The organism is Holophagales bacterium (assembly GCA_016699405.1).
Taxonomy (GTDB): Bacteria; Acidobacteriota; Thermoanaerobaculia; order Multivoradales; family JAGPDF01; genus JAAYLR01.
In genome coordinates, this window is sequence record CP064972.1 from 1,094,745 (window position 1) to 1,121,071 (window position 26,327).

Consider the following 26,327-nt stretch of genomic DNA (forward strand, 5'->3'; position numbering starts at 1 on the left):
CTGCGGCTCCCCACCGTCGCGATCAGGATACTCCAGTCGACCTGCCGGCCGGATGCCCTTTGTTAGAGTCGCCGACGTGGACCCGTCGCACGCCGCCGCCTTTGTTCTCTGCATCGAGGACAACGAGCTTCGGGACCAGGCGCTGCTGTTGATCGAGAGCATCCGCGCCTTCGCCGGGCGGTGCGCGTCGAGCGAGATCTTCGCCGTGGCGCCCCGGGCCTTCCTCGGCGTCGATCGAGAGACGCGCGCCCGTCTCGACGCGCTCGAGGTCCACTACCACGAAGCGGCGATCAACCGGATCGCTCCCTGGTACGGCAGCGCGAATCGACTCTTGGCTGCGGCCTGGGCGGCGGAACGCTCGAGCGCCGAGGTGCTCTTCGTGCTCGACAGCGACACGCTGGTGCTGGGCGAACCGGAGCCGCCCGGTGAGGAAAGCGACCTCGCGGTGCGCCCCGTCGACGTCAAGGGCTGTGCGAGCGCCGGGCCGGACGACCCATGCGAACCCTACTGGGCCGCGCTCTGCGCCCTCGCCGGGGTGGGCGTCGAGGCGCTGCCGTGGGTCGAGACCGTCTTCGGCGGCGCGCGCGTGCGGGCCACCTACAACGGCGGCTTTTCGGCCGTGCGCCGGGCGAGTGGCATCCCACGAAGGGCGGCCGAGCTCTTCTTGCGATCCCTCCAGGCCGGGCTGTGGCCGACCGCGGGCAACCCCGAGCATGTCGTCGCTTCGACCGGCCGTGTCTCCTCGCTCGCCAGTCGCTACTGGGGGTCGAATCAGGCAGCGCTTGCCGTCGCCGCGTGGTCGTCGACGCGACGGGTCCGACTCCTCGACCGACGCACCAACGTGCCGCTGCACCTCCTTGCCGAGGCGGGAGCGGCGGAGCGCGAGTCGTGGCGCGACCTGCGCCCGCTTCATGTCCACTACCACCGGATGCTCGAGCCGTCGCGGCGCGCCGGCGCGCTCACCCGCCTTGCCGAGCTCGGCGTCTCGCGCGATCAGCTCGCGTGGATCGAGGCCCGCCTGGCGCCGAGTCGATCGCCTTCGGCCGCGCGGGTGCCCGCCGTCGCCGGCCCCTCCGCCGGCCGCGGACGCAACCAGGCGCTGGTGATCCTCGGCATGCACCGTTCCGGGACCTCGCTCGTCGCCAGCGCGCTCCAGCGCTCCGGCGTGGCGATCGGCGACGACCTCGATGCCGGTGGGGTCGGGAATCCCCGGGGGCACTTCGAAGATGGCGAATTCCGCCGCTTTCACGAGGCGCTGCTGGCCTCGGTGGGCGAAACCTGGCTGACCGCGAGCGAGCCGTTGCGCGTCGTCGGTCCCTCCTTCGAGCGGGCGGCCCGGGAGCTCGTCGCGCGACGAGCGGATCGGCCGCTCTGGGGTTGGAAAGACCCGCGGACCTGTCTCGCCCTCGAGCTCTGGGAGCGCCTTCTGCCGCAGGCCTGCTTCTTCGCGCTCTACCGGCATCCGGTGGACGTGGCGTTGTCGCTCTGGCGCCGTGGCGGCGATGGCGAGCTCCAGCGCGACCCCTGGCTGGCGATGCGCGCCTGGGAGCTCCACAACCGAGAGCTGCTCGCCCTGCGCAAGCGGCACCCTGCGCGCTGCTACCTTGCCCAGGTGCCGACGGTGACGCACGACCTGCCGGCTCTGGTCCGGGCGCTCGGCGAGCGATTCGACCTGCCGCTGCGCGACGACGGGGTCGCCGCGGTCCTCGCCCCTGCGGAGCTTGCACCGCGGCCCGAGCTCGGAGGACCGCCCTGGACGGAGCTGCTCGCCGGCCCGCTCGAGCTCTATGCGCAGCTCGAGGCGGCGGCGGACCTGCCGGAATCGCCGGTCGAGCCGCGCGCCCTCGTGCAGACGCTGTCGAACGAGTTCCGCCGGGAGCTGCGGCTTGCCGAGACGCTGCTCTTCGCCCTGCTCGAGCGCTCGCCGGCGACACCCGAGGCGGCGGCAGCGCGTTCGAGCGAGCTGGCGGGTGAGCGGGCACGAGGCCGCCGCTTGGCGGCCGAGCTCGTGGAGGTCATCGCCGAGCGTGACCAGCTGGGCGGGGTGCTCGCCGAGATCGAAGGCTCGCGCGGCTACGCCGCCGTCCGAGCCTGGTGGGCACTGCGGACGGGGCTGCGACGCGTCGGCTCCGGTGGGCAAGGGGCCAACCCTCGAGCCGGTCGCGGCGGCGATCACCGCCGATCGTGAGCGCTCTGCGGCGATCTCTCCCGGCGTGCCCACCGCGGGTCGTCGGGCACCTCGCGTCGGCGAGGGGAGAGAGCTGGCGTTTCGCGGCGATCACCGCCGGCCTCTTCACGCTCCTGACCGCTTGGAGATTGATCGAGCACGAGCTCTGGCGTGACGAGGCCTGGCTCTGGCTGGTGGTGCGGGAGAGCGGCTCGCTGGCCGAGATGTTCGCGGCGCTCGGTCGCAGCGGCCAGGGGAACCTCTATCCGCTGCTGGCCGATCTCGTCCATCAGCTCTCCGATTCCTGGCGCGCGCTCCAGGCGCTCAACCTGGTGATCACTGCCGCGGCGGCCTTGCTCTTCGCGCGTTGGGCACCGCTCGCTCGCCCGCTGCGCGTCCTCGTCCTGCTCGGTTACTTCCCGTTCTACGAGTACGCCGTGTTCAGCCGGCATTACGCGCTCGGCATGCTGCTGCTCTGGATCGCCTGTGCGGCGGCAGCGAGTCGGCGGCCGGCGCTCGGGCTCGGCGCCTCCTTGGGACTGCTCTGCCAGACGACGGTCTACGGCTTCATCCTCGCCGTTGCGGTCGGCGTGGGCTGGCTGTCCGACCGCTGGCCGCGTCGCGACGACCTCCCGCGGATCCCCCGCGGCGAGGCGATCGCCGGCGGCGCGCTCGCCTTGGGTGGAGCTCTTGCCGGACTGTGGCAGCTGCGCCCGCTTCCCGGCACGAGCTTCGCCCCGGGCTGGCACTTCGGATGGGAGCCGGCGATCGCCACGCGCGTCTTGCGGCTCCCATGGCGCGCCTTCGTGCCCTTGCCCCGGTTCGAGCTGCACTTCTGGAACAGCAACCTCCTCGATGGCGTCGCCAGCCTCCAGCCTTGGCTGGGGTGGGTCACCTTCGTGGTCGCCGTGGCGATTCTCCGGCCGCGCCGCGCGTCGCTCGTCACCTTCGCGGTGGGTGGGCTCGGCCTCGCGGCCTTCGCCTACACCAAGTACGTGGGTGAGGGCCGCCACGCCGGCCACCTCTGGCTGCTCTTCCTCGCCGCCCTCTGGCTCGGTGGGGGGCTGCACGAGACGGTGGGGCGCCGCTCCTGGCGGGAATGGACCGTTTCGGCCGTCGTCGTGTGTCAGGTGATCGCCGGCGGCTTCGCCAGCGCGATGGACCTCGTCCACCCGTTCTCGAATGCGGCACGAACGGCGGCGGAAGTCCGCGCGGTCGGCCTCGACCGTTTGCCGCTCCTCGGTTATCGCGAGCCGCCCGCGGCGTCGGTGGCCCTCGCGCTCGGCCAGCCGCTCTTCTCGCCTGCCCGCGGGCTCTTCACCACCCATCCCGATTGGGGACCCGAGCAGCGCGATCTGCCCCTCGACACAGTCCGCTGCCGTGCCCGTGGCCTGGCGCGTCGCACGGGAAAGGATGTCGGCCTGGTGGTGAACCAGGAGCTCCCCGGCTGGCCGGAGATCGAACCGGTCGGGGAGATTCTCGGGGCGATCCTCGAGAGTGAGGACTACCGCCTCTACCGACTGCGGGCGGATCGCCTGGCCGCGACGCGAGCGTTCGCCGGCTGCAACGCGGGAGAGTGAGCGGTGCGTCCGGCGGCGACGCGGCGGAGCTCCGACTCAGGGGCTCTTGGTGGACCAGGCGACCAGCGAGCCAAACTCGAAGCCGTCGGCGGTCAGGACCTGGATCTCGTAGGCTCCGAGATCGATGGTGGAGCCGGTGACGCGTGGACGGCCGAGGAGATCCTCCGGCCCGACGTTCCCGTAGGGCTGGTAGACGCCCTTGCCCGAGAGGGGCGAGTCCGGCTTCAGGTCCCAGTTGCTTGCCAGATCGATGAACCGGGGGTCGACCTGATAGCGGTCGACCTCGAGGGCGACCGGGTTGTTGAGCGCCCGCGGATAGTCGTTGGCGACCAGCGCGACGGTGCCGATGCTGAAGATGCCGAAATCGTAGTCGCCGCCGTTGGCCCAGAGGATGTTGTTCGAGGCCCAGGCGGTGGCCGAGGCGTTCGCCAGGCTCAACGCGACGACGGACGACGCTCCGCCGCTGTTGCCGACGAACGTGTTGTTGGTCACCGCCGCGTCGAAGCCGGCCGTACCGTAGACCTCCAGGGCGGAGGCGTTGCCGAACACCTCGATCGTCGGGTGGACGGTGGCGGGAGTGACCCGCACCGACAACCCGACGCCCGAATCGCCCGGACCGCCGTCGCCGTTGGCAAGCTTCAGTCCCTCGATGTGGACGAGCGGGGTCCCGGTGCTGCCCGCGGGCATGGCGATCGAGATGGAAAGCACCCGCTCCTGATGGCCGCCGTCGAGGACCGTGCCGAACGGCGACGACTGGAGCCGGGCGCAGCTGCCGCCGATGAACGTGATGTAGCCGCCGACGAGCGTGAGGCTCTTGGACTCGCTCGAGAGGTACTTGAAGCCGCCGCCGGGGACGGGATAGGTCCCGGTCCGCAGGTGGATGACGTCGTCGGTCCCGTTGCTCTCGGCCGTGTCGAGGGCATTCTGCAATTCGGCCGAGTTGCCGACGCAGACCGTCGCGGCCCGGGCCGGCGCGAGCGGCAGGATGCTGGCGGCTCCGAGTGCCACGACGGACACGGCGAGACGGAGGCGACGGACCTGGCGGGCAGCGCCCGGCCGTGGGGATGGCGTGACCGAAAGAAGCATCGAGTCTCCTTTCCACGATCAACGTCCGCCCGCCCCCAGCCCGAACATCCCAGCCCGTCGATCCTGCTCACGGGCCCGCGACATCAAATAGACTGACGACACCACCGTGAGCCTCGACACGACTGCGATGCTTCTCGAGCGGGTGCGCCAGGGCGATGACCGTGCCCGGGAGGCGCTCTTCGCGCGTGCCCTTCCCCTGCTTCGGCGTTGGGCGCGCGGGCGGCTGCCCCAGGGCGTCCGCGATCTTGCCGAGACCGACGACCTCGTTCAGGTTGCCCTCCTCCGATCGTTGGATCACTTGAAGGGGTTCGAGGCGCGACGGGAGGGTGCGTTCCTCGCCTACCTGCGCAGCGTCCTGCTCAACCTCGTCCGGGACGAGATCCGCGGCCACCGTCGCCGTCCCGGCCGCGAGTCACTGGACGAGGCGGAGGCGGACGGGCGCTCGTTGGTCGAGGCGGAGGTCGGAGCGGAGACCTTTGCCGCCTACGAGCGGGCCCTCGCGACGCTGCCCGAGGAGCCCCGGGAGGCGGTGATCTTGCGGGTGGAGTTCGGCTATACCTACGAAGAGTTGGCGACCGCGATCGGCAGTCCCTCGGCAGACGCGGCCCGGATGACGGTGACCCGGGCGCTGGTCAAGCTTGCGGCCGAGATGAAGCGATGAGCGCCGAGCCGAGTTGGCGAGAGCGGCTGGCCGCCGCGATCGCCGACGGCGAAGCGGTCAACTATCCCCAGGCGGTCGCGCTCAGCGAGAGCCAGGAGGTCACCGACTTCCGCGATCTCGAGCGGATCGCCAAGGCGTTCTCTCGCGCCGCTGCGGCGGGCTCCCCGGCGGCCGTGCCACGGGCGCCGACGCTGTTTCGTTGGGGCAGTCTCGAGGTGCTCGAGAAGGTGGGCGAAGGGGCGTTCGGCGAGGTCTTCCGCGCCTACGACCCGGTGCTCGAGCGCGAAGTCGCGCTGAAGCTGCGGCGCGGCGGACCGAGCGCGGTCGAGCAGAGCGGCCGGCGCTACCTCGAGGAGGCCAGACGCCTGGCGCGGGTTCGCCATCCGCACGTCCTGGCGGTCTACGGTGCCGCGGTGCACGACGGGAGGGTGGGGCTGTGGACCGAGTTGATCGACGGCGAGTCGCTCGAGGAGCGGCTGGTGCGCGAGGGTCCACTCCCGGCCGAAGAGACTCTCCGCATCGGGCTCGATCTCGCTTCGGCGCTCACCGCGATCCATCGCGCCGGCCTGGCTCACGGAGATGTCAAGGCGGCCAATGTGCTGCAGGAGCGGGGCGGTCGGGTCGTGCTCGCCGACCTCTCGGCCGCCCGGGAGCTCGACGGTTCCCCGGTGGGCGCGCTCGAAGGGACGCCGCTCGCCATGGCGCCGGAGCTGCTCGAAGGCGGAACGCCGGGCCCGAGCTCCGACCTCTATGCGCTCGGGGCGCTGCTCTTCCGCCTTCTCAGCGGGCGCCATCCGGTCGAGGCGACGACGCTCGCCGAGTTGCGCGAGCGACTTGCCGCATCGCCGGTTCCGTCGCTGGCGCTCCTGCGGGCCGACCTGCCCGAGGCGTTGACCGGGGCGGTCGACCGCGCGATCGCCCGGGATGCGCGGGAGCGCTTCGCCAGCGCCGTCGAGATGGCCGAGGCGTTGGCGGTCGAGCCGGAGGCGACACCCTCGCCCGGAACCGATCGAGCCGGTCGCTGGCGACGCCGGGGCCTCGTCGCCGGAGCTGTCGGCATCGCCGGCGCGGCGGGACTCTGGTTCGCTGTGCAGGCCGGTCCGCGGTTTGCCGAGGGGCTTCCGGTGAACCCGGGTCTCGCGGTGCTGGGGTTTCAGACCAGCGGGTCCGGGGACACGACGGGCCTCCGATCGGCTCTGACCGAGCTCCTGGTCACCGATCTGGGCGCCGGAAGCGGACTTCACCTGGCGCCGCCCGAGGCGACCGCGAGGATGCGGCGGGACCTTCGCCTCGATGGGAGTGACCGACTCCCTCCGGCGACGCTGGCGGCGATCGGCCGCAACCTCGACGTCGTCGTGGTGGCGAGCGGAGCCGTCCGCGCTGCGGCCGGGGAGCCCCGACAGCTCGAGATCGTCGTCCGACTCGAGCGCGTCGACCGCCCGGGAACGGTGCTGACGGCACGCCGCAGCGGCAGCGAGACGGAGCTGCTGGCATTGGTCGCCGACCTCTCCCAGGAGTTGCGCCGCGCGCTCGGCGCGCCGCCGGCGGTCGCCGCGACCTCGCGCCTCTGGCCGCTCGCGCCCGAAGCGAGCCGCCTCTATGCCGTCGGCCTCGAGAAGCTGCGCGACGGCGACGCGCGCGGGGCGCTCGCTTCTCTCTCCCGCGCCACCGAGCTGGCGCCCGAATCGGCCGGTCCCTGGTTCGCCTGGGCACAGGCCGAGCAGGCGCTGGGCGGGCGGGCGCGAGCCGTCGAGCCGGCGCGCACGGCCTTTCGCCTGGCCGCCGGACTGCCCGAGCTCGAGCGGCGGCGCATCGAGGTCTTCTACTACCGGATGACCAACGAATGGGAGGCGGCGCTGGCGGCGGTGCGCGCTGCCGTCGCCGCCTCGCCCGGAGATCCTGATCTCGAGCTCGCCCGGGTCGATCTCGAAGTGGCAGCTGGCCATCCACGGGAAGCGCTTGCGCTCCTCGACAAGCTGCAGGCACCCGGAACCCCCGGGGCGCGCGATGCGCGCTTCGCCATCGCGCGCTGCCGCGTGCTCCAGCGGATCGGCGACTGGCCGCGCATGGTCGAAGCCGCCCGCGTGGCGCGCGAGATGGCCAAGGCCCAGGCGTCGCCCTACTACGAAGCGCGGGCGAGCCTTCATCAATCGGCGGCGCTCTGCTACCTGGGCCGCCCGCACGAAGGGGCGCCGCTCGCCGCCGAGGCGGTGCGTCTCGCCGCGCTCGTTGCCGATCCCAAGCTGTCGATCGACGCGTTGAACGCCCAAGCGACCGTGGCGAAGTACTCGCACGAGCGTTCCGCCGCCGAGGCGATCTGGCGCCAGGCGCTGGCGGCGGCGCGCGCCATCGGCGATCGGCTGAACGAACAGACGATGCTCTACAACCTGGCGGTGCTGGCCGGGGATCAGGGCAATCTCCACGGACAGGCCGAGCACGGTCGGCAGGCGCTGGCAATCTGCAACGAGCTGCGGCTCGAAAGCTGTAGCGTCGAGCTGTCGACCATGCTCGGTGGCGTCCTCCTCTATACCGGGCCGATCGACGAAGCGCACGAGCTGCTGACCAGCGCCTTCGAATACCACCGTCAGCACGGGCAGCGCAGCCGCGAGGGCGAAGCGGTCGCCTTCCTCGCCGAATGGGCGCAGAAGCGCGACGACCTTGCCGCGTCGGCCGGCTTCGCGCGACAGTGGCTCGCTCTCATGCGCGAGAACGGCGAGCCGCGTTTGATCGACTGGGCTCGGGCCAACGTCTTCTGGGTCGAGCTCGACGGCGGCGCGGACATCGATCCGGACGGCGAGCTGGCGGCCGTCGCCCGCCGTGCCGCCGAGCAGAAGGACACCGACCTCGAGGGCATGGCGCGGGCGATGCGCGGCCTCGCGGCGTTGCGGCGCGGCCGCCTCGACCTGGCCGAGAGCGAGACCCGACACGCCATCGAGCTCGTGCCGCCGCCGGTCACACCCTTCATCTGCTACTTCAACTGGTGGATCCGCGGGGACGTCTTGCTCGCCCGCGGCGAGCTCGCCGAGCTCGATCGTGAGGTCCCTCGCCTCCTCGAGCTGACCCGCCGGCTGGGAGTCGTCAGCGAGGAGCTCGAAGGAGAGCTGCTGGCGGCCAAGCTCACCGCCGCTCACGGCGATGCGGCGCGCGCGCGGGCCAATCTGGTCGATCTCGCTGCCGAGGCGCGCGCCAAGGGCTATCTGCGGACCGCTCGCCGGGCGACCGACGCGGCGGCGCGCCTCGGCCGGTCATGAGGCTGGGGCGAGCCTCGTCAGCTCGTCCGGAATGGAGTCTCCGGCCCGTCAGCTGGCGCGCCGGAACAGGCCCCGCAGGCGGTGGCCGAGGGCGACCCGCAAGCTGGTGGTGATGGCGCGCTGGTCTGCCCGCAGCTGAACGACATACGGCAGGTCGAGGTGCGGTCCGTCGGAGCCGAAGGCCATCGGAAAGCGATCGCCGGTCAACGTGCTGACCGTGCGACCGTCCATGTAGCAGGCGGTGAAGGCCCGGCGGGAGACCGGCGAAGGGTTGATCCCCGACCGGTGGATGAGCCAGTTGTGCAGCAGGATGGCGTGGCCGCTCTCCACTTCGACGGCGCGCACCGCTTCCGGCGGGCAGTGGCGCTCGACCTCCTGCGGGGCGACCGTGCTGCCGTGTGCGCTCAGCAGGCCGAGGCGGTGTGTGCCGGGAACGACCTCGAGGCACCCGTTCTCGCGCGTCGCCGGATCGAGAGCGACCCAGATCGTCACCAGCGGGTCGCGATCGAGCTTCCAGACGTCGCCGCCGTCCTGATGCCAGGGCAGGAAGGTCCCCTGTCCGGCCGGCTTGTTCATCACCATCGCGCGGAAGATCGACACCGGGGCGTGGGCGCCGTAGACGCGAGCGCAGATCTCGGCGATGAGCGGGTGCCGGACCAGCGGGGAGAAGAGCGGATCGCTCTCCAGCCCCTGGATCTTGCGATAACGCAACGTCCCCTCGGCGAACGATCGCACGGCGCCGGGCAGCGCCTCGTAGGCGCCACCGGTGTCGAGCTGCATCTCGATGGCCGGGTTGCGGACGCGCCCGAGCGCGAGGTCGTCGGCCCGGGCGCAGAGCTCGGTGACCGTCGTCGGCTCCAGAACCCGGCCGAGGCGCAGGTAGCCGTCGCGGGAGTAGTCCGACCACTGTTGCTCGTCGAGCATCGATCCCTCCTCCGGAGTCAGCGGATGCCGTGACACCGGCCGAGGACCTCTCGCTTCTCGTCGGTGGTCCGGTGCGTCGCGGAGTCTACCTGCTGGGCGGGTGCCGCAGCGGTTTCCAAGCGTCGGCGCTTCCCGGCGCCGCGCCGGTAGACTGCAGCTCATGGGAGCGACACCGCGCGTCGTCATCGTGGCCGACGTGGGGAGCGGGAACGCCGAACACGTCGGCGACAACGCCATGTTCGAGGCAAACGTGGCGGCGCTGACGCAACGTCTCCCGGGCCTCGAGGTGAGCCTGCTGGCTCGCCGTCCCTGGCGATCGGCAGAGATACGGGTCGCCGAGCTCCCGGCGCTCGACTTCCCACGCCTGGACGAGGCGTCGGACGGCGAGCGCCGCAAGCTCCTCGAACTGGTCAGCGCCGCGGTGCGGAGCGGCCGCTTCGCGACACTCGGTCGACGTGCCGAGTCCGTCGCAGCGTTGGTGGCGGCGCTCTCCCGCGCGGATGCGCTGGTCGTCTCGGGCGGCGGCAACCTCAACGCGCGATGGCCGGAACATCTCTTCGAGCGGGCCGCCGCGGTCGAGGTTGCTCGCCGCCTGGGCAGGCCGGTGGCCTTTCTCGGTCAGACGCTCGGTCCGGCGCTCGCCCCCGACCAGCGGGCCGTGCTCGGCGAGGCGCTCCGCTCTGCCGCCTGGGTCGGCGTGCGCGAGCTCCCTTCGGCGGCCCTCGCCCTGGCGCTCGGTGTGCCGGAGGGCCGAGTCGACTATCAGCTCGACGACGCCTGCTTCCTTCAGCCACGCCCGCCGGAGCCGGACGAGCGACGACAGTTGCCCGATTGGGGGGACGGCCGCTGGATCGCCCTCACCTTTCACCCGTTCTGCGCCCCCTCGGACCTCGCGTGCGACCGGATCGGCGAGCAGCTGGGAGCGCTTGCCTCCGCTCTCGGTGCGCGACTGCTGTTCCTGCCGCACGAAGCGGCCGATGACGCCGGACGGAGCGACCGCGAGGTGAGCCACGCCCTGGTTGCGCGGCTTCCGCGCCGGGTCGAATCCTGGATCTGTCCCGTACTTCCCGCCCGACTCGTGCGCTGGATCACCGCGCAGGCCTGCATGGTCGTCAGCACGCGCTACCACCCGCTGGTCTTCGGCCTCGCCGCCGGAGTGCCGTGTCTCGGGCTCTGGAGCGACGACTACAGCCGCATCAAGGTCCAGGGCGCCCTGCGCCATGCCGGTCAGAGCGAATGGAGCTGCGCTCTGGAGGAGGGCGCAGCCGGAGCGCTCCTGGCCCGTGGCCTCGACCTCTGGCAGCGACGCGACGTGACGAGTGCGCACCTGGCCGCTCTGCACCCTGGATGGCGTGTCCGCGAAGAACGTCGCTGGAGACGGCTCCTCGCCGCCCTCGGCCTGTCGAGCTCGCGGGCCACGCCGAGCGAGAGCTCGACGGGGCGAGCCGAGCCCGCGCTCGAGCCGCGCGATTCTCTGCTCGGTGCCGACCCGCAGGCTCTCGCCCTGGCGCTTCTCGAGACCCTGGAGGAGGAGCGCGCGGCGGCCGGCGCGGAGCTCGAGCGCCGGCGCGCCGAGCTGCGCTGGGTGGTGGGGACGTCGACCTGGAAGCTCCGCTCCCGGCTGCTCCGTTTGCGCCCACTCCTCTCTGCCTATCGGACGCTGTCGCGACGCCGTGACGGAGCGCGCTGACCCTGGTCGCTTGGCGATCGCCGGGTCCTGCTAGCCTTGCCGTCGAGCCCACCCGTCCGATGCTCGAGCGGGCGCCACCGAGAGGACGATCCGATGCGCCGAATCACGCGGTCCGAGAGGCGATGGAAGGCGAGGGTGGGCGCCGCGGCGTTCGTGGCAACGGGCATGTTGTTTTCCGCACGAGTTGCGCCGGCACCGACGGAGGTTGCCACCACCTATCGCGAAGCGATCTCCGTCGAGCTGGCGAACGTCGACGTGGTGGTCGAGGACCGGGAAGGGAAGCCCGTTCAGGGCCTGGGGCGCGAGGACTTCACGGTGCTGGTCGACGGACGCCCGGTCGAGCTGACGAACTTCGCCGCTTACCGGTTCGATGCCGCTCCGCCGCGGGCCGCGGCGCCGTCCGCGTCACCCGCTGCGGCTCCTCCCGCGGTCGCGGCGCCCGCGACGAGCCCGGCAGCGGAGCCGCCGCCGGCGGCCACCTGGGTCGTCTATGTCGACTTCTCGCGACTACGCCATTTCGCACGGGTCGAAGCGGTGCGCCAGACGCGTCGCTTTCTCGAGCGGTCGATGCACCCGGGCGAGGAGGTCCTAGTCGTCGGCTTCGACACGCGCTCACTGCGCGTGCTGGGCAAGCTCGGGGACGCCGCGGCGGCGGGGCGGGCGCTCGAGGGTATCGAGGGCCGGGCGGCCATTCCAGGCCAACCCGTGGCACTCGATGCGGACCCGATCGAGCGCGCGGCGAACGAGCAGGAGGTCGAGCTGGCGCTGCAGCTGCAGATCGGGGCCCTCCGCGACCTGCTGTCGATCGTCGACGCGCTCGAGGGGCGGGTGGCGCTGCTGCTGGTCGGCGGCGGGATGGACCTCGCGGGGGTGGCGGACGATCGCCGCGGCGTCCTGCTCGGCGACTATCGCCGTCTCCTCGAGCGAGCCAACAGCGGGCGGGTGACGATGTACTCGATCTACGCGGGTCCGGACCGTTTCCCGCCGGTGGGTGCCGATACGCCGAAGGACCAGGAGCCGGATCTGCTCAGCAAGCTCGATGCCGCTGTCGATGCCCCGACGCCGGAGGGACGGAGCACGCTCGCGGCCTTCGCCGAGGAGACCGGGGGGCTCTCCTTCGTCAGTGCCAAGGACCTGGCCGCGAGCCTCTCGCGCGCCCGCGACGACTTCGACACCTACTACTCGCTCGGCTATCGGCCGCCGGCCGGCAGCTCGGCGAAGAGCCAGAAGCTCGAAGTCCGCGTTCGCGACGAACGGCTCCACGTCCGTCACCGCCGGGCGCTGCGCGGGAGGAGCCCGGAGCAGAACGCCGAGGAGCAGACGCTCGCGGCGCTGCTCGCGTCGCCGACATCCGCGCGTCCCGCCGCGAATCCCCTCGGCCTGACGGTGGAGGTCGGCACCCCGCAACCGGTCAAGCTCGGTCGTGGACTGCGGGTGCCGGTCGCCCTGCGTCTGCCGATCGGTGGCCTCACCCTGCTCGCGGAAGGTGGGCGGCACCTCGGGCGCCTTGCCTTCCAGTTCGTGATCGAGGATCCGGACGGCGGCTACCGACGGCTCGAGCCGCGCGAGCTCCCGCTCGAAATCCCTGCCGCCAAGCTGGCGGCGGCGCGCCAGCAGCGGCTCGGCTATTCGTTCGAGCTCCAGCTGCTCCAGGGCACCTATCGGCTGGCGGTGACCGCGTCGGACATGGTCGGGGGGGTGCACTCGACGTTGGCGGTGCCGATCGAGGTCGGCAAGGGCGGCACGCGGACCCGCCGGCCGGCAGGTTTCGGGCCAACCCCGTTCGATCCCGGCCAGTAGCCGGTGCAGGTTCGCGCCACCCCCGGGTGGCGGGTCGAGCCGGCGCGGCGGAGCGCGCTCAGCCGTCGCCGAGGATCAGCTCCCGCGAGGAGCGAAGCAGCTCGGCGTGATGACCCGGGACGAGCACGACGTGGTTGCCGAGTGGGGCGCGGAGCAGCTCGGCCAACGCCGCGGGATCGGTTCGCACGATCGCCTGCGTGCGGCAGAGCGCCGCCTCGTGCGGTGAGTCGACCAACTCTCCCTCGCTCATCCAGATCTTCTCCAGTCGCGGTCCGCCGAGCCGCACCAGCGTCACCGGTCCGGGAGGCAGCTCGCCGCCGAGCGCGACGCCGAGGCCGGACTCGAAGTGGGTCTGCACGTCGTAGCTTCGCACCAGGCTGCGCGGCACGGTGCAGTGGGCGAGCACGATCTCGCCGCGCTCGGGCGCCAGCCGGGCCGGGTTCGCCATCCAGGCGGCGCCGCCGAGCAGGCGGTGCAGCCAGAGCAGTGCGAGGGCGGAGGGCACGTCGCCCTCGCATCCGGCGGGAACGCCGTCGTCGGAGAGCTGGGAGAGGGCGAGACAGCCGGAGGTGCGAAGTCCCGTCACCAGGTCGAAACAGCGCACGGTCACGGCATCGAGTCGGTGTTCCGCGACGAGCGCGGCGAGAGCTCCCCGCAACGTGCTGGCCCTCTGGATCTCCGCCTCCGCGACCGCACTGGTGCGGGCCTGGCGGACCAAGCCCTGCGTCAGGACGGGATCCGGAGCGAGGCCGGCAAGTCGGCCGGTCAGCTCCTGCATCGGCACGGTGACGAGCTCCGGGCCCCAGGTGGCGCGGACCACCGCCGCCTCGTGCGCGCTGGCCACGAGCCAGTCCGAGGGTGGACCGATCGCGCCGATGCGGGCGCGGCGCAGGCCCGCGGCGACGCGAGCGAGATGCACCGCTTCGCGGAGACGCCCGGCGTCGTCCGTCCCGCCCCCGAGCAGGACGATTCGGCCGGTGCCACCGTCGCCGCGCACGCGGGCGAGAATCTCCAGGCAGGCGGGGAGCGAGTTGTGGGACGGGTGGGCCACCAGCACGACCGGCTCCCGAGGGCGCTGCGCCAGCCGTTCGAGGACCAGCCGCTCCGTGCCGCCGGTCAAGACGACGTAGACGAGCGGTTCGTGCGTCGCCGATCCCTCCGGCGAAGCCGTCTCTCCGCCGGTCTGGGCGAAGATGGCCTCGATGCCGCCGAGAAGACCCGCCACTGCCACCGGGTCGTGGAGGGGCGAGGCGAGGGGCTGGTAGCGGTATCGATGGTCCATCGGTCTCCCATCATGCTGAGCGATGTGCGGTCGCACTGCAAGGCCCGACGTCGTTCTCACGAGCTGACGAGAGGGTGCGTCAGGCCGAGTCGGCGCCTTTCGAGGTCCGACGGGCCTTGCCGCGGGCGGCGATTTCTTTCAGCATCGGGCCGCTGCGGACGATGAACGAGCCTGCCCTGGAACGCCTTCTGCCCGAGGCCTACGACGAGCTGCGTCGGCTCGCGGCGCGGGCGATGCGCGATCAGCGGCCCGACCACACCCTCCAACCCACCGCGCTCGTTCACGAGGTCTACCTCAAGCTCGCCGGGTCGTCGCACCAGCTCGTGAACCGGGCGCACCTCTTCGCGACCGCCGCGCGGGCGATGCGGCAGATCCTCGTCGATCACGCCCGGGCGCGTGCCAGCGAGAAGCGCGGCGCGAGCCCCGTCAAGGTCACGCTGTCGCTTGCCGAGCCGTCCGCCGAGCCGGAGATCTTCGACCTGCTCGCCTTCGACGAAGCGATGGAGCGTCTCGGGGCGCTCGACGACCAGCAGGTGCGGATCCTCGAGCTGCGTTGCTTCGTCGGTCTTTCGGTCGAGGAGACGGCGGAGGCTCTCGGGATCTCGCCGCGGACGGTCAAGCGCGACGCCGCGATGGCCAAGGCGTGGCTCTTCCGCGAGCTCGGACTCTCTCGTGGAACCTGATCCACAGCGCTATCGACGACTTCGCGAGCTCTTCCACGAGGCGGTCGAGCTCCCGGACAACGGACGAGAGCGCTATCTCGCGTCCCTCGGCGGGGGGGACGCGGCATTCGTCGAGGAGCTTCGTTCGCTCCTCGGCGCCGAGGCGGAGGCGGGGGACTTCGTCTCCGCGGCGCTTGCGGTGCATCAGCGGGCCCTCGACGACGACCTCGGCGCGAGCCTCGTCGGGCGGCGCGTCGGGGCCTACCGCCTGGAACGCCTGCTCGGACGGGGTGGCATGGGCGTCGTCTACCTCGGGCATCGCGCCGACGAGTCGTTCGAGCAGCGGGTCGCGGTCAAGCTCCTCCGTCCGGAGCTCGCCTCGCCGGACCTCGTCGATCGGTTCCGTACCGAGCGCCAGGCGCTCGCCAATCTCCGCCATCCGAACATCGCCCGCCTGCTCGACGGTGGCTCGACGGAGGAGGGCCTGCCGTTCCTGGTGATGGAGTACGTCGAGGGAGCTCCTCTCGAGGAGTACTGCGCGGCCCACCGGCTGTCGGTCGAGGCACGGCTCGAGCTCTTCGCCACGGTGTGTGCGGCCGTCGAGGAGGCCCATCGCAACCTGATCGTCCACCGCGACATCAAGCCGGCGAACATCCTCGTCGACGAGAGCGGCACGGCGAAGCTCCTCGACTTCGGCGTCGCCAAGCTCCTCGATCGAGCGGGCGAGGCCGGCGCGGCGATGACCCAGGCGCTCGGCTACGCGACGCCGGCCTTCGCGAGCCCCGAACAGCTCGCCGGCGAGTCGATCACTACGGCCACCGACGTCTACGCCCTCGGCGTCCTGTTGCATCGGCTGCTGACCGGGCGTCATCCCTATCGACTCGACGAGGCGACGCCGACGGAGCGGGTGCGGATCGTTCGCGAAGTGCTCCCGGCCCTGCCGTCGACCACCGCCGCCGCAGCGAGGGAGTCGCCTCCGGGGATGCCGGAGCCGTCGCGGCTCGCGCGGCGCCTTGCGGGAGATCTCGACCAGATCGTCCTCAAGGCCCTGCGCAAGGAGCCGCCCCGGCGCTACGCCTCGGTGACGGAGCTCGCCGAAGACCTTGCCCGCCATCGCCGTGGCCTCCCGGTTCATGCTCGGCCGGACACGGTGCCCTATCGGGTGGGACGGTTTGTGCGGCGCCACTGGCTGGGCGTCGCGGCGTCGGCTCTCGTGGCGCTCGGGCTGGCCGGCGGTCTCCTTGCCTACGCGCGCCAGGCGCGGATGGCTCGCGCCGAGGCCGCACGAGCCGAGATCGAGCGGGCCACGGCCGAGCAGGAGCTGGCCTTTCTCGGGCGCGTCCTTTCCGCAGCGGACCCGGGAGCCGGGGCGGGGCGCCGCGTCACTGTCGCCGAGGTGCTCGACAACGCCTCGCGGCATCTCGGCTCCGAGCTGGGAGGGCGTCCCGAGGTCGAGCGCAGCCTCCGCCGCACACTCGGCGAGACCTACCTCAGCCTCGGCCTCCTGCCGGAGGCCGAGCGCGAGTTGCGCCGCGCCGTGGCGCTCTCGCCGCCCGAAGCGGTTGTGGAGCGGGAGCGGCTCGGCAAGGCGCTGGCGGATCAGGGGCGGTGGCAGGAGGCCGACGCCGAGATCGATCGGGCCCTCGCGGTCTGCGCGGCCGCTTCGCCACCCGAGGCGGCCTGCGCCTTCGCCCTCAGCTTGAAGACGCTCGTCCTGCAGAACCTCGGCAAGACGAAGGAGGCGATCACGGTCGGCCGCGAGGCGCTGGCACTCCTCGAAAGCTCGTTCCCCGAGGAGCGCGGTGAGCTCGCCGCGGTGCTCAACAACCTCGGCATCTGCTTCGGCAACCAGGGCGATCTCGTCACCGCCGAGACCTTCCATCGCCGGGCCCTCGACATGGCGGTGGCGGCGAGAGGAGAGAGCCACCCGCTGACCGCCGACCTCACGGGCAACCTCGCCGGCGTGCTCGACATGCAAGGGAGGTTCGCCGAGGCGGAGCCGCTCTATCGTCGGGCGCTCACGCTGCAGGAGTCGCTTCGCGGCGAGCGTCACTTCGCCTTCGTCCGGACGCTCACCTCCTACGCGAATCTGCTCTGGCTGATGAAGCGGCCGGGGGAGGCCGAGCCGATCGCGCAGCGTGCGCTCGCGCTGGCCCATTCGGCCCTCGAGCCGGATCACCCGATGGTGGCGTACGCGGAGAACACGCTCGGCTCGGTGCTGCTCGACCTCGGCAAGGCCCGCGAAGCCGAGCCGCACATTCGCCTCGCCCTCGAGGCGCGACGCCGCACCCTTCCGCGAGGGCATTGGCTGATCGCCAGCGCGCAGTCGAACCTCGGCGCCGCCCTTCTCGGCGCGGGTCGGCTGGCGGAGGCCGAGCAGGAGCTGACCGAGGCCTACCAGGTGCTGGCCAGGGATCGCGGGGTCACCCACGAGAAGACGCTCTTGACCGCCTCTCGCCTCGCCCGGCTCTTCGCTGCGACCGATCGCCCCGCCGAGGCAGAGCGGTATCGAGACCTCTCGGCACCGCCGCGGCCGGCTCGCTGATCGGCCCTCGTCGCGCTGCAAGCCGGATCGAGTCGCGGGCCGGTGGCCCCGGGCGATCCGGTGTCCTGGCTTCGTCGAGCCGTCGTGCCGGACTCGCGGCCCGCCCCCCCGGAAATTCTCGTTGTCGGTAGCAGGGAGCCGGAGACGTGGCGTCGCCGCCCCCGCTCGATGCCGCCCGAGGACCTCCTGGCAGGTCGGTGGCGGCAACAGATCGGGTTCGACGCACGAGCCCGGGATCCTTCGGAGGGGGCCATGACGACCGTTCGCACGATCGACACTTCGGATCCGGCACGCACCGCCGCTTCCCGGACCGGCGGGAGTCCGCGCCGGGAGCCGGGCGCGGGTCCGGGGCATCCTGCCCACCCGCTCACCCTCGTCGGCCTGGTCCTGCTGTGGTGGTCCGCCCTGTCGCTGGCGGCCGTCGACGTTCAGGGGCAGTTGTCGTCGCCGACCTACACCGGGTCGGTGTCCACCTGGGCGTTCCCGTCGGCCAATCCCAACTGCACGACGCCGCCGCAGACCTGCGCCAGCTCGAAGTCGCTGACCACCCCGGGGACCGTCTCGACGTCGGGGCCGGGCACGCCTGCCGCACGAGCCCAGCTGACGTTCGCCGCCTCGGGCCCGTCCGTCATGGCGCTCGCGGCGTCGTTGCCCATGGGGGCCGAATGGGACCGCGGCATCAGTCGCGCGCAGGGAGGAATCGACTACTCCGTCGAGATCGTCGGCCCGCCGGGCGCGGTGCCGATGCTCATCTCCGCATCCGGCGCGGTCAGCGCGAGCAACGGCTTCTACATGGGGCCGATCGGCGGCACCGCCGCGTCGGTCGACTTGACGGTGGACGGGGTGATGATCGCCTGCGCCGCCTCCCCCTTCCCGGCGGTGGCCTGCAGCGCGCAGGAGTCGTTCTCCGGGGTCTTCAGTCGATCCGTGGCGGCGAACACGCCGATTCCGGTGCGGATCTCGGCATTGGCGTGGACCTACAGCCTCGCCTACACGGGAATCTACACGGCCTACATCGACCCGGTCTTCTCCGTGGATCCCAGCTTCCCCAATGCCGCCAGCTACACGGTCGTGGTGAGCCCCGGGGTGACGCAATCCTGGAGCCTCCTGTTCGGGGACAGCTTCGAAGGTGGTGACTTGATCACCTGGTCGACGTCCACCCAGTAGCCGGGTCGAGCGGGCTCGCCCCGACCGCGCGGCTTGCCGAGCGGTCGCCGCGCACGAAAGGGTGCGCCGGCTCGCAGCGCGCCGTCCGTTCGCCGACCGGGCACGGGAGCGGCTCCTTGAGGACACGCTTTCGCTGTACAGTTCGCTTGCTGGACGCGACGAAGCGCGGAGAGCCGAGGGCCGACCCGACGTGAGACCGAACGGATTGCTGCGAGGGCCACGATCGGTCGCGCTCGTCGGAGGTCTCCTCCTGGCGATGTGGCCGGTGCTCGCCGCAGCAGCGACGACAGCACGAGCACCACGCTTCGGCCCCGTTCCTCGCTGGGTCAGGCCCCTCCCCGTGCCGGTCGACGGGATGGAGGCGGCCGACGCCGGCAACGGGATCGTCCAACTCCTGCTCGACCACCAGATGAGCCCCGCCGACGAGGCACTCTTCGTCCACGATGCGCGCAAGCTCACCAACGCTGCCGGGGTGCAGCGAGGCTCCCAACTCTCCTTCGGATGGGATCCGAGCTACCAGACGCTCACGCTCCACTTCGTCTCCGTGCTGCGTGGCGGCAAGCGGATCAACGCGCTTCGCCGGGCCGACGTCAAGGTCCTCGAGCGCGAAACGGAGATGGACTGGCATCTCTACGACGGGTCGCTGACCGCCTTGCTGGTCCTCAAGGACGTGCGGCCCGGGGATGTCGTCGACTACGCCTACTCGGTGCACGGCGAGAACCCGATCCTCGGCGGACGGTACTTCGACGGGCTGGGGATGCGTGGCTCGGTGCCCTACGCCGAGGTCCGCTACCGCCTTCTCTGGCCGCCGGGGCGGGCCCTGTACACCAAGGCCCACGGGGAGGTCCCCGACCCCGTCGTCACGCCGCAGGGAGCGTTCACCGAGTACCTCTGGGAGGCGAAGAACGTGCCGGCGCTGCTCGCCGACTCGGACCTTCCCTCGTGGTTCGATCCGTATCCCTGGGTCCAGATCTCCGAGCTGGCTTCGTGGCGCGACGTCGCGCGCTGGGCCGTTCCCCTCTACGAGCTCGCGACCCCAGGCGAGGCGGTTCGCGCCGAGGCCCGGCGGATCGAGGCCGCGGGCGCCACGCCGCGCGACCGTGTCGTGGCGGCCCTGCGCTTCGTGCAAGAGGAGATCCGCTATCTCGGTCTCGAGATGGGCACCGGCTCCTATCGCCCGAACCCGCCACGCGATGTCCTGGCCCGCCGCTTCGGCGATTGCAAGGACAAGGCGCTGCTCTTCGTGGCGCTCCTCGGCGAGCTCGGCGTCGAGGCGAGACCCGCGCTCGTTCACACGGAGGAGCGTCAGGGGCTCGAGCGATGGCACCCCTCTCCGGTGGCTTTCAACCACGTGATCGTCCGCGTGATCCTCGAGGGCAAGGAGCTCTGGCTCGATCCGACGCGGACGCGGCAGGGAGGAGCGCTCGAAGAGATCTGGCTTCCGCCCTTCCGCCGGGCGCTGATCGTCGATTCGTCGACGGAGGGCCTGGCGACGATCCCGGAGCATCCCGGGCGCGGGCCGTGGGTGAGCGTGGCCGAAACCTGGACGGTTCCCGCCTTCGACGCCGCGGCGTCGTTCGTGGTCACGACGACCCGCCGGGGCCTCGCTGCCGACGCGGCTCGCGCGAACTTTGCGGAGACCTCTCGCGACGTCATCGAGAAGGGTTCGCTCGAGTTCTACACCGAGCGCTACCCCGGCATCTCACAGGAAGCGCCGATCGAGACGACCGACGATCTGGCGGCCAACGTTTTCGTCGTGCGTGAGAGCTACTCGGTGAAGGGGCTGTTCGCGGCGGAGGACGGAAAGCGCCTGCTCAAAGCCTCGTTCTATCCGCAGGAGATCCGCAACGCGCTGCCCGACCCGGGGTCGCGCCAGCGGACGATGCCGCTCGCCCTGCCCTACCCCGATCATCTCGTGCACGAGGCCGTCGTCCACCTGCCGACCGACTGGACCATGCCGGTGCACGACGAGACGGTGGCGACCTGGGCCTTCCGCTTCGTCAGCCAGGCCAGCAGCGCCGGCCGGGAGGTGAGGTTCCGATACGAATGGAATGCGCTCCGGGACGCCATCGCGGTGGCGGAAGCGGGTCCGGCTCTGGCGAAGATCTCGAAGATCGTCGACGGCCTCGGTTGGGAACTGACCTACGATCCGGACGCCCCGGTCGCGCAGCCGACCTCGGCGTGGGCGGACCTGAACCTCCCCGTCATCGCGGCGACGTTGCTTCTCCTCGTCCTTTGCGCGGCGGCGGCGGTGAAGCTCGCGAAGTGGCAGCTCACGACCCCCACCCTTCCGCCGTCGCCATCGGACGAGTCCCTCGTCGGCCTCGGCGGCTGGCTCGCGCTCTTCGGGTTCGGCTGCGTCGTGCGGCCGGTGGTGATTCTCGTCCAGGTGGCGACGAGCCATGCGCCGACGGTCTTCCGTTCGAGCGCCTGGAGTGCGCTCACCAGTCCCGGCGGTGCGTCGTACCACCCGGTCTGGGCGCCGCTCCTGCTCGGGGAGCTTTTCGTCAACGTCGCCCTCTTCGTCCTCTCGCTCCTCCTCGTGGTGGTCTTCTTCCAGAAGAAGCGGGTCTTTCCGCCGCTCGCCATCGCCACGCTGACGGTGATGTTCGTCCTCTCCGTGGCCGACAACGCCGCGGCGCAGTTCCTTCCCGCGAGCGTGCGTCCTGCCTCGGCGGCGGCGACGACCGAGGTGGGGCGAGCCGCCATCCAGGGGTTCCTCTGGATCCCGTACTTCGTCCGTTCGCGGCGCGTGCGCGCCACCTTCGTGAACTGAGCGCGGCGGTCTTCAGTTGAGGCGCGGGGCCGCGGCGGCTTGAGCCTTCTGCTGCAGCTTCGTGAGGTTCCGCTCGAAGCTCGCGCGGTCGGGCAGGTCGAAGCGGACGGCGAGCTCGACCGCTCGCCTCGAGGCCTGGAGCGCGTCGTCCCAGCGCGCGCCGCGCGCCAGCGCTTCGGCGAGGCTGTCCCAGGCGTTGGCGGAGCTCGGGTTCTCGCGTGCGGCGCGCTCGAAGACCGCGATCGCCTCGGTCACGCGGTCGCTGCCGAGAAGCTCGTACCCGACTTCGTTGAGCGCCGATTCCGGCACGGCGACTGGAATGCCGAGTCGCGCGGAGAGGGCGGCGAAATGCGCGTCCACAGCGGGCAGTCCCTTCGCCGCCAGATCCTCGGGGATCGCGTAGCCGGCGTAGAGGGAGCGCAGCGCGTCGACGATGCCGAGCAGGGGCAGGGCCGAGTGCGTCTCCTCGGGGAAGGAACGCACCCGAACACGGAGCGTGCCGGGTGCGGCCGCGGCGAGGGCGCGTGCCAGGCGTTCGTCGGCTGAGAGCGCCTGCTCGCGGTCGTCACCGTAGGCGAAATAGACGAAACGCGCCGGACGGTCGGTGCGGGCGAGCGCCGACTCGAGCTCGCGGATCGGCAACTGGCCGTCCCAGTCGAGGCTCGGGGCCAGGGCGAGGTAGGCGTGGTACGTCGCGGGTGCCGTCGCCAACTGATGCAGGACGTACTGGCCGCTCGCCGAATGCCCGGCGAGGATGCGGAACGGCGCCACGCGATAGTCGCGTTCGATGCGCGGAATCAGCTCGGTCGTGAGGAATCGGGTGAAGTTGGCGGCACCGCCGCCGCCGATCCAGGCCTGCGGCCAGTCGGTCTGCGTGAAGTCGCGCACACGGATCGTGCTGTGAACCGACACCACGATCAGCTCGGGGAGCTGGCCTTGCGCGGCGAGGAAGTCGCTCGACGCGATCGCGTGCGCGCCGTGCGTCTGGCCGTCGAGCAGATAGAGCACCGGGTAGCGACGTTCGGTGGCCCAGGAGTAGCTTGCGGGAAGACGGACCTCGACATGGCGGGGCTCACCGAGCACGGCCGAGACGAGGTCGATCGTTTCCAGGTCTTTCGCCGCCGCGGGCCGGACGCTGGCGAGCAGGAGGAGTGACAGCAGGGTCTGTCTCAGGCGATCGATGCGTGGGTGCAAACTCGGGTCCCCCGATGGCTGGACGCCCGATGCGAGCGGCGCGTGGTGCGGCAGGCGATGCGAATGGAGCGGAGGCGCATTATGGTCGATGAGTTGGAGAGGTTGCGGCTCGGATTGGCGTGCCGCCGAGTCGCGACGGCCTGGTCTCGGTCGGCAACGGCCGAACGTTCGAGTCCGGACTCCAGGGCCGCCCCTGCCGCACCGTCGACGGCGAGAACCGAGAAGGGCTGACGGACCCGCTGTGGAAGGGGGCGGGGCCAGTCCTCGCTGACCTGACGCGCGTCGCTTCGGGAGACAAGGCCCCGAGCGGAGGCGGGTGCCCCCGGCGCGATCGACTGGGTTCTAGATTTCAGGAGGGGGGAGACTGGTAGCCCATTCGGTGGCGAGTTCGAACCCAGTATGGGATTCGAACCGCATTTACGCTTGGCTCCATGAAGTCGCGGCGTTGAGGCAAGCGGCTTGAGAATCAGCAACTTCGAGCCATTTGCTCCAGCCGCCGCATGCTCCACCGCGCCGAGGTGGTCTTTCGGTGAGGCAGGAGCCGTCCCTCTCCGGCGACCGCCCAACCGTGGCGGAGTGGAGGGGCAGCATGGTCTGGAAGCCCGCAACCCCGCAGCTCGAGTTGGTCGTTCCGGCAGGCTCGGCGTCACAGTTTCATCCAACAGCTGTTGAGCGGCCGAGCCGCGCAGCGCGCCGCTCCGGCAGCCTGATCCGTCAGGCGCTCTACCTCGACCAGGAGGACGCCAACGCCGCCGGCGAGGTGGGCTTCCTCGCGCGGGCGCTGGTCCAGGCGACGCTTCCCCACAGCGACCCCAAGGCCAACGAGTTCGTCCGACGCAACGGGCACTTCACCCTCTCGATCCTGGCGCCGAAGGACGTGGGGCTCCCGTTTGGCCGATACCCGCGCCTGGTTCTGGCCTACCTGACGACGGAGGCGGTGCGGCGCAAGAGCCCCGACATCGAGCTCGGAAGCCACTTCTCCCACTTCTGTGCCGCCCTCGGCATTCCGCCGACCATGGGGCCGCGCGGATCGCTTCCCATGCTCCGGGAACAGCTCCAGCGGCTGTTCGCCTCGACCTTCCAGTGCATCTTTCACGACGAGAGCCAAGGCCGGCACGCCGGCGACGGCCCCCTGATCGCCGAGAAGCGCGAGCTCTGGTGGGACCCCCGGCCCGGGAAGGGTGAGGCAGCCTGGGGCTCGCACGTCCTGCTCTCGGACCGCTTCTTCAGGGAAGCGACCGAGGCGCCGGTCCCTCTCGACCTGCGGGTCCTGCGGGCCCTCCGGTCGCCCTTCGAGATCGACATCTACGTCTGGCTGACGTGGCGCTTCTTCCGGCTTCGGCGGCCGGTCACGATTCCCTGGGCCTCGCTGGCGCTTCAGTTCGGATCACGGTACTCCAATCCTCGCCACTTCAAGAAGCGCTTTCTGGGTTACCTGCGGAGCGTCATCGACTACTACCCGGAGGTGAGGCTTGAGAGTTTGGCTGCGGGCCTGCTGCTCAAGCCCTCTCCGACACACGTCGAGGAGCGACCTGCCAGGCGGTGACGTGGTTGCCCGTCTCTGAGGTCCGGGTTGCCACCGTGCTACTGCGCCCGGCCGAGGCGCACCACGAGCAGCGCCCGGATCAGGTCGTCGGCGCCTGAGGTCAGCCCGATCGCCACGCCGGTCTTGAGCGCCAGGCGGGCGGACAGCGGAACGGCGACGAACGGTTGCGCGTAGTGCTCCTGGCGCGACGCGTGGAAGCCGAAGTCGCCCTGCTCGCCGATCCCGCCGAAGACTTCGAGCCCATAGAGGACGTGGGAGTCGCCGTCGCCGTCCGGGTCGAAGGCAGCGGCGCCCGGGATCATCCGGTTGGGGCCCTTGAGGAAGAAGCCGGCGGTGTAGCCAAAGGCGATCTTGCCGCCGTCGAGGTTCTTCTCGCCGGCCAGGTTCAGCGACAGATTCCCCCAGTCGAAATTCTGCGAGAAGATCAGGCGCCCCTCAACCTCGTGCTCGGTCGAGAAGCTCCCCTCCGCTTCCTCTTCGAGCGAGCCGACGACCACCTCGCGGTAGGTCTCCGGATGGTGGAACTGCTCGTACTCGAGGTAGAAGACCGGGACGAAGAAACTGTTCACGAGCCACGGGCGGACCCGCCCCTGCAGCTTGAAGCCATCGAGACGCGGCGAGTCGCCCGGCTCCCAGGTGCCGAGGAGGTAGAGCGACGACGCGAAGTGCGGGTTGAAGCCGTGCTCGAGCTCGGCGACCTGGCCGTAGATCCAGCCTCCCTGTGGCGAGCGCACAGCGTCGACCCCCAGCTCGAGCTCGAGCTCACCGACCTCCATGCCGTGGGTGTAGGTATCGAAATAGGGCCCGCTTCCGGCCCACGCAGCGGTGCCGGAGACCAGGCCGAGGCTCGAGGAAACTGCGAGGGCGAACAACAGATGGAGGCGTAGAGAACGGGGCAGGCCAGCACGTGCCATGAGAGACCTCCGGTCGAAGGCAGTGGAATCGTTCGAGGAACGCCGCTGCAAGGGCGCCGCTGGGTGGGAGCTTCCCAGCTTCCGCTTGGCAGCACCTTGACCTGGGTCAAGCCTCGGCGGAGGGTGTTGCCGATGGCTGCTGTTGGCCCGGGCGCGGGCAGCCCCACAGTCGCACCGGACACTGCCCGCATGCACTCGCGCCGCGGCCGGCAGAGCCGTTCAAGTAGAGGCAGCCATTGACCTCGTGCAGCTGATCGCAGGCCTTGAGACGCCCGAGAATGCGAGAGAGCGTCTCGGGCCGGATCGAGAGCCGCGCGGCGAGAGTGCGCTTCGAGATCCGCGGCGCGGCTGCGCCACCGAGCGCCTGTTGCTGGTCGAGAAACGAGAGCAGGCGCTCGCTCGCGTTCCGAACGGTCACCCGCTCGATCTCGTCGAGAAGGATCGCATTGCGGCGCTGGAGAGTCTCGAGGAGCCGGCCCACGAGCCGCGGCTCGTCGGCGAGCATCGCATGCAGTCGACGACGGTCGAAGATCGCCACCCGGCTGGCGCAGAGTGCCCGGACGCTCAGCGGCTCGGTGGCGACCTCGTGCAGCGCCAAGTCCTCGCCGAAGAGCTCGCCGGGGCCCAACAGAGCAATGATGAACTCGTCGCCCTTCTCGGTGTGTCTCAGCAGGGCGATCTCGCCGGTGAGAACGAGATAGAAGTGGCGGGCTACTTCCCCCGCGAAACTGAGCCACTGCTCCGCCTGGAGTTCTGTTTCGCCGCTGCTCGCCACAACTTCGTCGAGGAGCCGCTTCGAAAGACCTTCGAAAAGATAGACGGAGCGAAGGCTCTCCGCGTGCAGCCCGCGGCACGTTGGGGTGACCTGCGGCGCTTCAAGGCAGCCACGACACACCCAGCAATACTGTACCGATTCAGTCCGTGTTGTCAAAACGACCGAGGGGCAACGCGATCCCCCAAGGTGCAGCATTCGTAGACTCCACACCGAGTCTCGGCGACGATGTCGGGCCGCTGACCCGCGACTCCAAGCAGGCCTGGCGCGGGGGACGACGTGGTGCCGCGGCGCGGGTGGGTTGCTGGTA

The 26,327-nt window shown here is 71.1% G+C and carries 17 protein-coding genes; 11 read left to right on the top strand and 6 right to left on the bottom strand.

Annotated elements, in window-relative coordinates:
* Nucleotides 1-52: 52 nt before the first annotated feature.
* Together IPJ17_04630 and IPJ17_04635 are read left to right on the top strand one after the other, a co-directional pair.
* Nucleotides 53-2,188 (top strand): sulfotransferase, encoded by a 2,136-nt coding sequence (locus tag IPJ17_04630; GenBank protein ID QQR74876.1) that lies wholly within the window; start codon nucleotides 53-55, stop codon nucleotides 2,186-2,188.
* Nucleotides 2,185-3,747, top strand: coding sequence for a hypothetical protein (locus IPJ17_04635; GenBank protein ID QQR74877.1), 1,563 nt, complete (start codon nucleotides 2,185-2,187; stop codon nucleotides 3,745-3,747). Before IPJ17_04630 ends, IPJ17_04635 begins: the two co-directional genes overlap by 4 nt.
* A 36-nt stretch (nucleotides 3,748-3,783) precedes the next feature.
* On the opposite strand, the gene IPJ17_04640 is transcribed toward IPJ17_04635, so the two are convergent.
* Nucleotides 3,784-4,833, bottom strand: coding sequence for a hypothetical protein (locus tag IPJ17_04640; GenBank protein ID QQR74878.1), 1,050 nt, complete (start codon nucleotides 4,831-4,833; stop codon nucleotides 3,784-3,786).
* Nucleotides 4,834-4,939: 106 nt separating this feature from the next.
* Here IPJ17_04640 and IPJ17_04645 point away from each other — a divergent pair, with 106 nt between their 5' ends.
* Both IPJ17_04645 and IPJ17_04650 read left to right on the top strand, forming a co-directional pair.
* Nucleotides 4,940-5,494: an RNA polymerase sigma factor gene (locus tag IPJ17_04645; protein QQR74879.1), complete on the top strand. Its 555-nt coding sequence runs from the start codon at nucleotides 4,940-4,942 to the stop codon at nucleotides 5,492-5,494.
* Nucleotides 5,491-8,745 carry a protein kinase gene (locus IPJ17_04650; protein QQR74880.1) on the top strand — a complete coding sequence of 1,085 codons (3,255 nt, stop codon included), beginning with the start codon at nucleotides 5,491-5,493 and terminating at the stop codon, nucleotides 8,743-8,745. The genes IPJ17_04645 and IPJ17_04650 overlap by 4 nt, the downstream gene beginning before the upstream one ends.
* 48 nt (nucleotides 8,746-8,793) lie before the next feature.
* Here the strand turns inward: IPJ17_04650 and IPJ17_04655 are convergent, their stop codons facing one another.
* Nucleotides 8,794-9,669: a phytanoyl-CoA dioxygenase family protein gene (locus IPJ17_04655; protein QQR74881.1), complete on the bottom strand. Its 876-nt coding sequence runs from the start codon at nucleotides 9,667-9,669 to the stop codon at nucleotides 8,794-8,796.
* Nucleotides 9,670-9,829: 160 nt separating this feature from the next.
* Between IPJ17_04655 and IPJ17_04660 the strand changes: the two genes are divergently transcribed.
* Both IPJ17_04660 and IPJ17_04665 read left to right on the top strand, forming a co-directional pair.
* Complete coding sequence (locus IPJ17_04660; protein QQR74882.1) at nucleotides 9,830-11,359, top strand: polysaccharide pyruvyl transferase family protein; 1,530 nt, start codon at nucleotides 9,830-9,832, stop codon at nucleotides 11,357-11,359.
* Nucleotides 11,360-11,452: 93 nt separating this feature from the next.
* Nucleotides 11,453-13,159 (top strand): VWA domain-containing protein, encoded by a 1,707-nt coding sequence (locus tag IPJ17_04665; protein QQR74883.1) that lies wholly within the window; start codon nucleotides 11,453-11,455, stop codon nucleotides 13,157-13,159.
* Nucleotides 13,160-13,217: 58 nt separating this feature from the next.
* On the opposite strand, the gene IPJ17_04670 is transcribed toward IPJ17_04665, so the two are convergent.
* Entirely contained in the window at nucleotides 13,218-14,441 is a 1,224-nt protein-coding gene (locus tag IPJ17_04670; protein QQR74884.1) for a hypothetical protein, read from the bottom strand.
* Nucleotides 14,442-14,602: 161 nt separating this feature from the next.
* Here IPJ17_04670 and IPJ17_04675 point away from each other — a divergent pair, with 161 nt between their 5' ends.
* From IPJ17_04675 to IPJ17_04690, 4 genes are all read left to right on the top strand, one after another.
* Nucleotides 14,603-15,124, top strand: a complete 522-nt coding sequence (locus IPJ17_04675; protein ID QQR74885.1) for a sigma-70 family RNA polymerase sigma factor — start codon at nucleotides 14,603-14,605, stop codon at nucleotides 15,122-15,124.
* On the top strand, nucleotides 15,114-17,648 hold the full coding sequence (locus IPJ17_04680; GenBank protein QQR74886.1) for a serine/threonine protein kinase: 2,535 nt from the start codon (nucleotides 15,114-15,116) through the stop codon (nucleotides 17,646-17,648). Before IPJ17_04675 ends, IPJ17_04680 begins: the two co-directional genes overlap by 11 nt.
* Before the next feature lie 252 nt (nucleotides 17,649-17,900).
* Entirely contained in the window at nucleotides 17,901-18,815 is a 915-nt protein-coding gene (locus IPJ17_04685) for a hypothetical protein (protein ID QQR74887.1), read from the top strand.
* Between the two features lie 340 nt (nucleotides 18,816-19,155).
* A complete protein-coding gene (locus IPJ17_04690; protein ID QQR74888.1) occupies nucleotides 19,156-21,591 on the top strand; it encodes a DUF3857 domain-containing protein in 2,436 nt (811 codons plus the stop codon).
* A gap of 12 nt (nucleotides 21,592-21,603) precedes the next feature.
* Here the strand turns inward: IPJ17_04690 and IPJ17_04695 are convergent, their stop codons facing one another.
* Nucleotides 21,604-22,785 (bottom strand): hypothetical protein, encoded by a 1,182-nt coding sequence (locus IPJ17_04695; GenBank protein QQR74889.1) that lies wholly within the window; start codon nucleotides 22,783-22,785, stop codon nucleotides 21,604-21,606.
* A 589-nt stretch (nucleotides 22,786-23,374) separates the two neighbouring features.
* On the opposite strand from IPJ17_04695, the gene IPJ17_04700 reads away from it, so the two are divergent.
* Complete coding sequence (locus IPJ17_04700) at nucleotides 23,375-24,331, top strand: pirin (protein QQR74890.1); 957 nt, start codon at nucleotides 23,375-23,377, stop codon at nucleotides 24,329-24,331.
* A gap of 38 nt (nucleotides 24,332-24,369) precedes the next feature.
* Here the strand turns inward: IPJ17_04700 and IPJ17_04705 are convergent, their stop codons facing one another.
* Complete coding sequence (locus tag IPJ17_04705) at nucleotides 24,370-25,245, bottom strand: hypothetical protein (GenBank protein QQR74891.1); 876 nt, start codon at nucleotides 25,243-25,245, stop codon at nucleotides 24,370-24,372.
* Nucleotides 25,246-25,351: 106 nt separating this feature from the next.
* A complete protein-coding gene (locus IPJ17_04710; protein ID QQR74892.1) occupies nucleotides 25,352-26,215 on the bottom strand; it encodes a Crp/Fnr family transcriptional regulator in 864 nt (287 codons plus the stop codon).
* Nucleotides 26,216-26,327 lie beyond the last annotated feature (112 nt).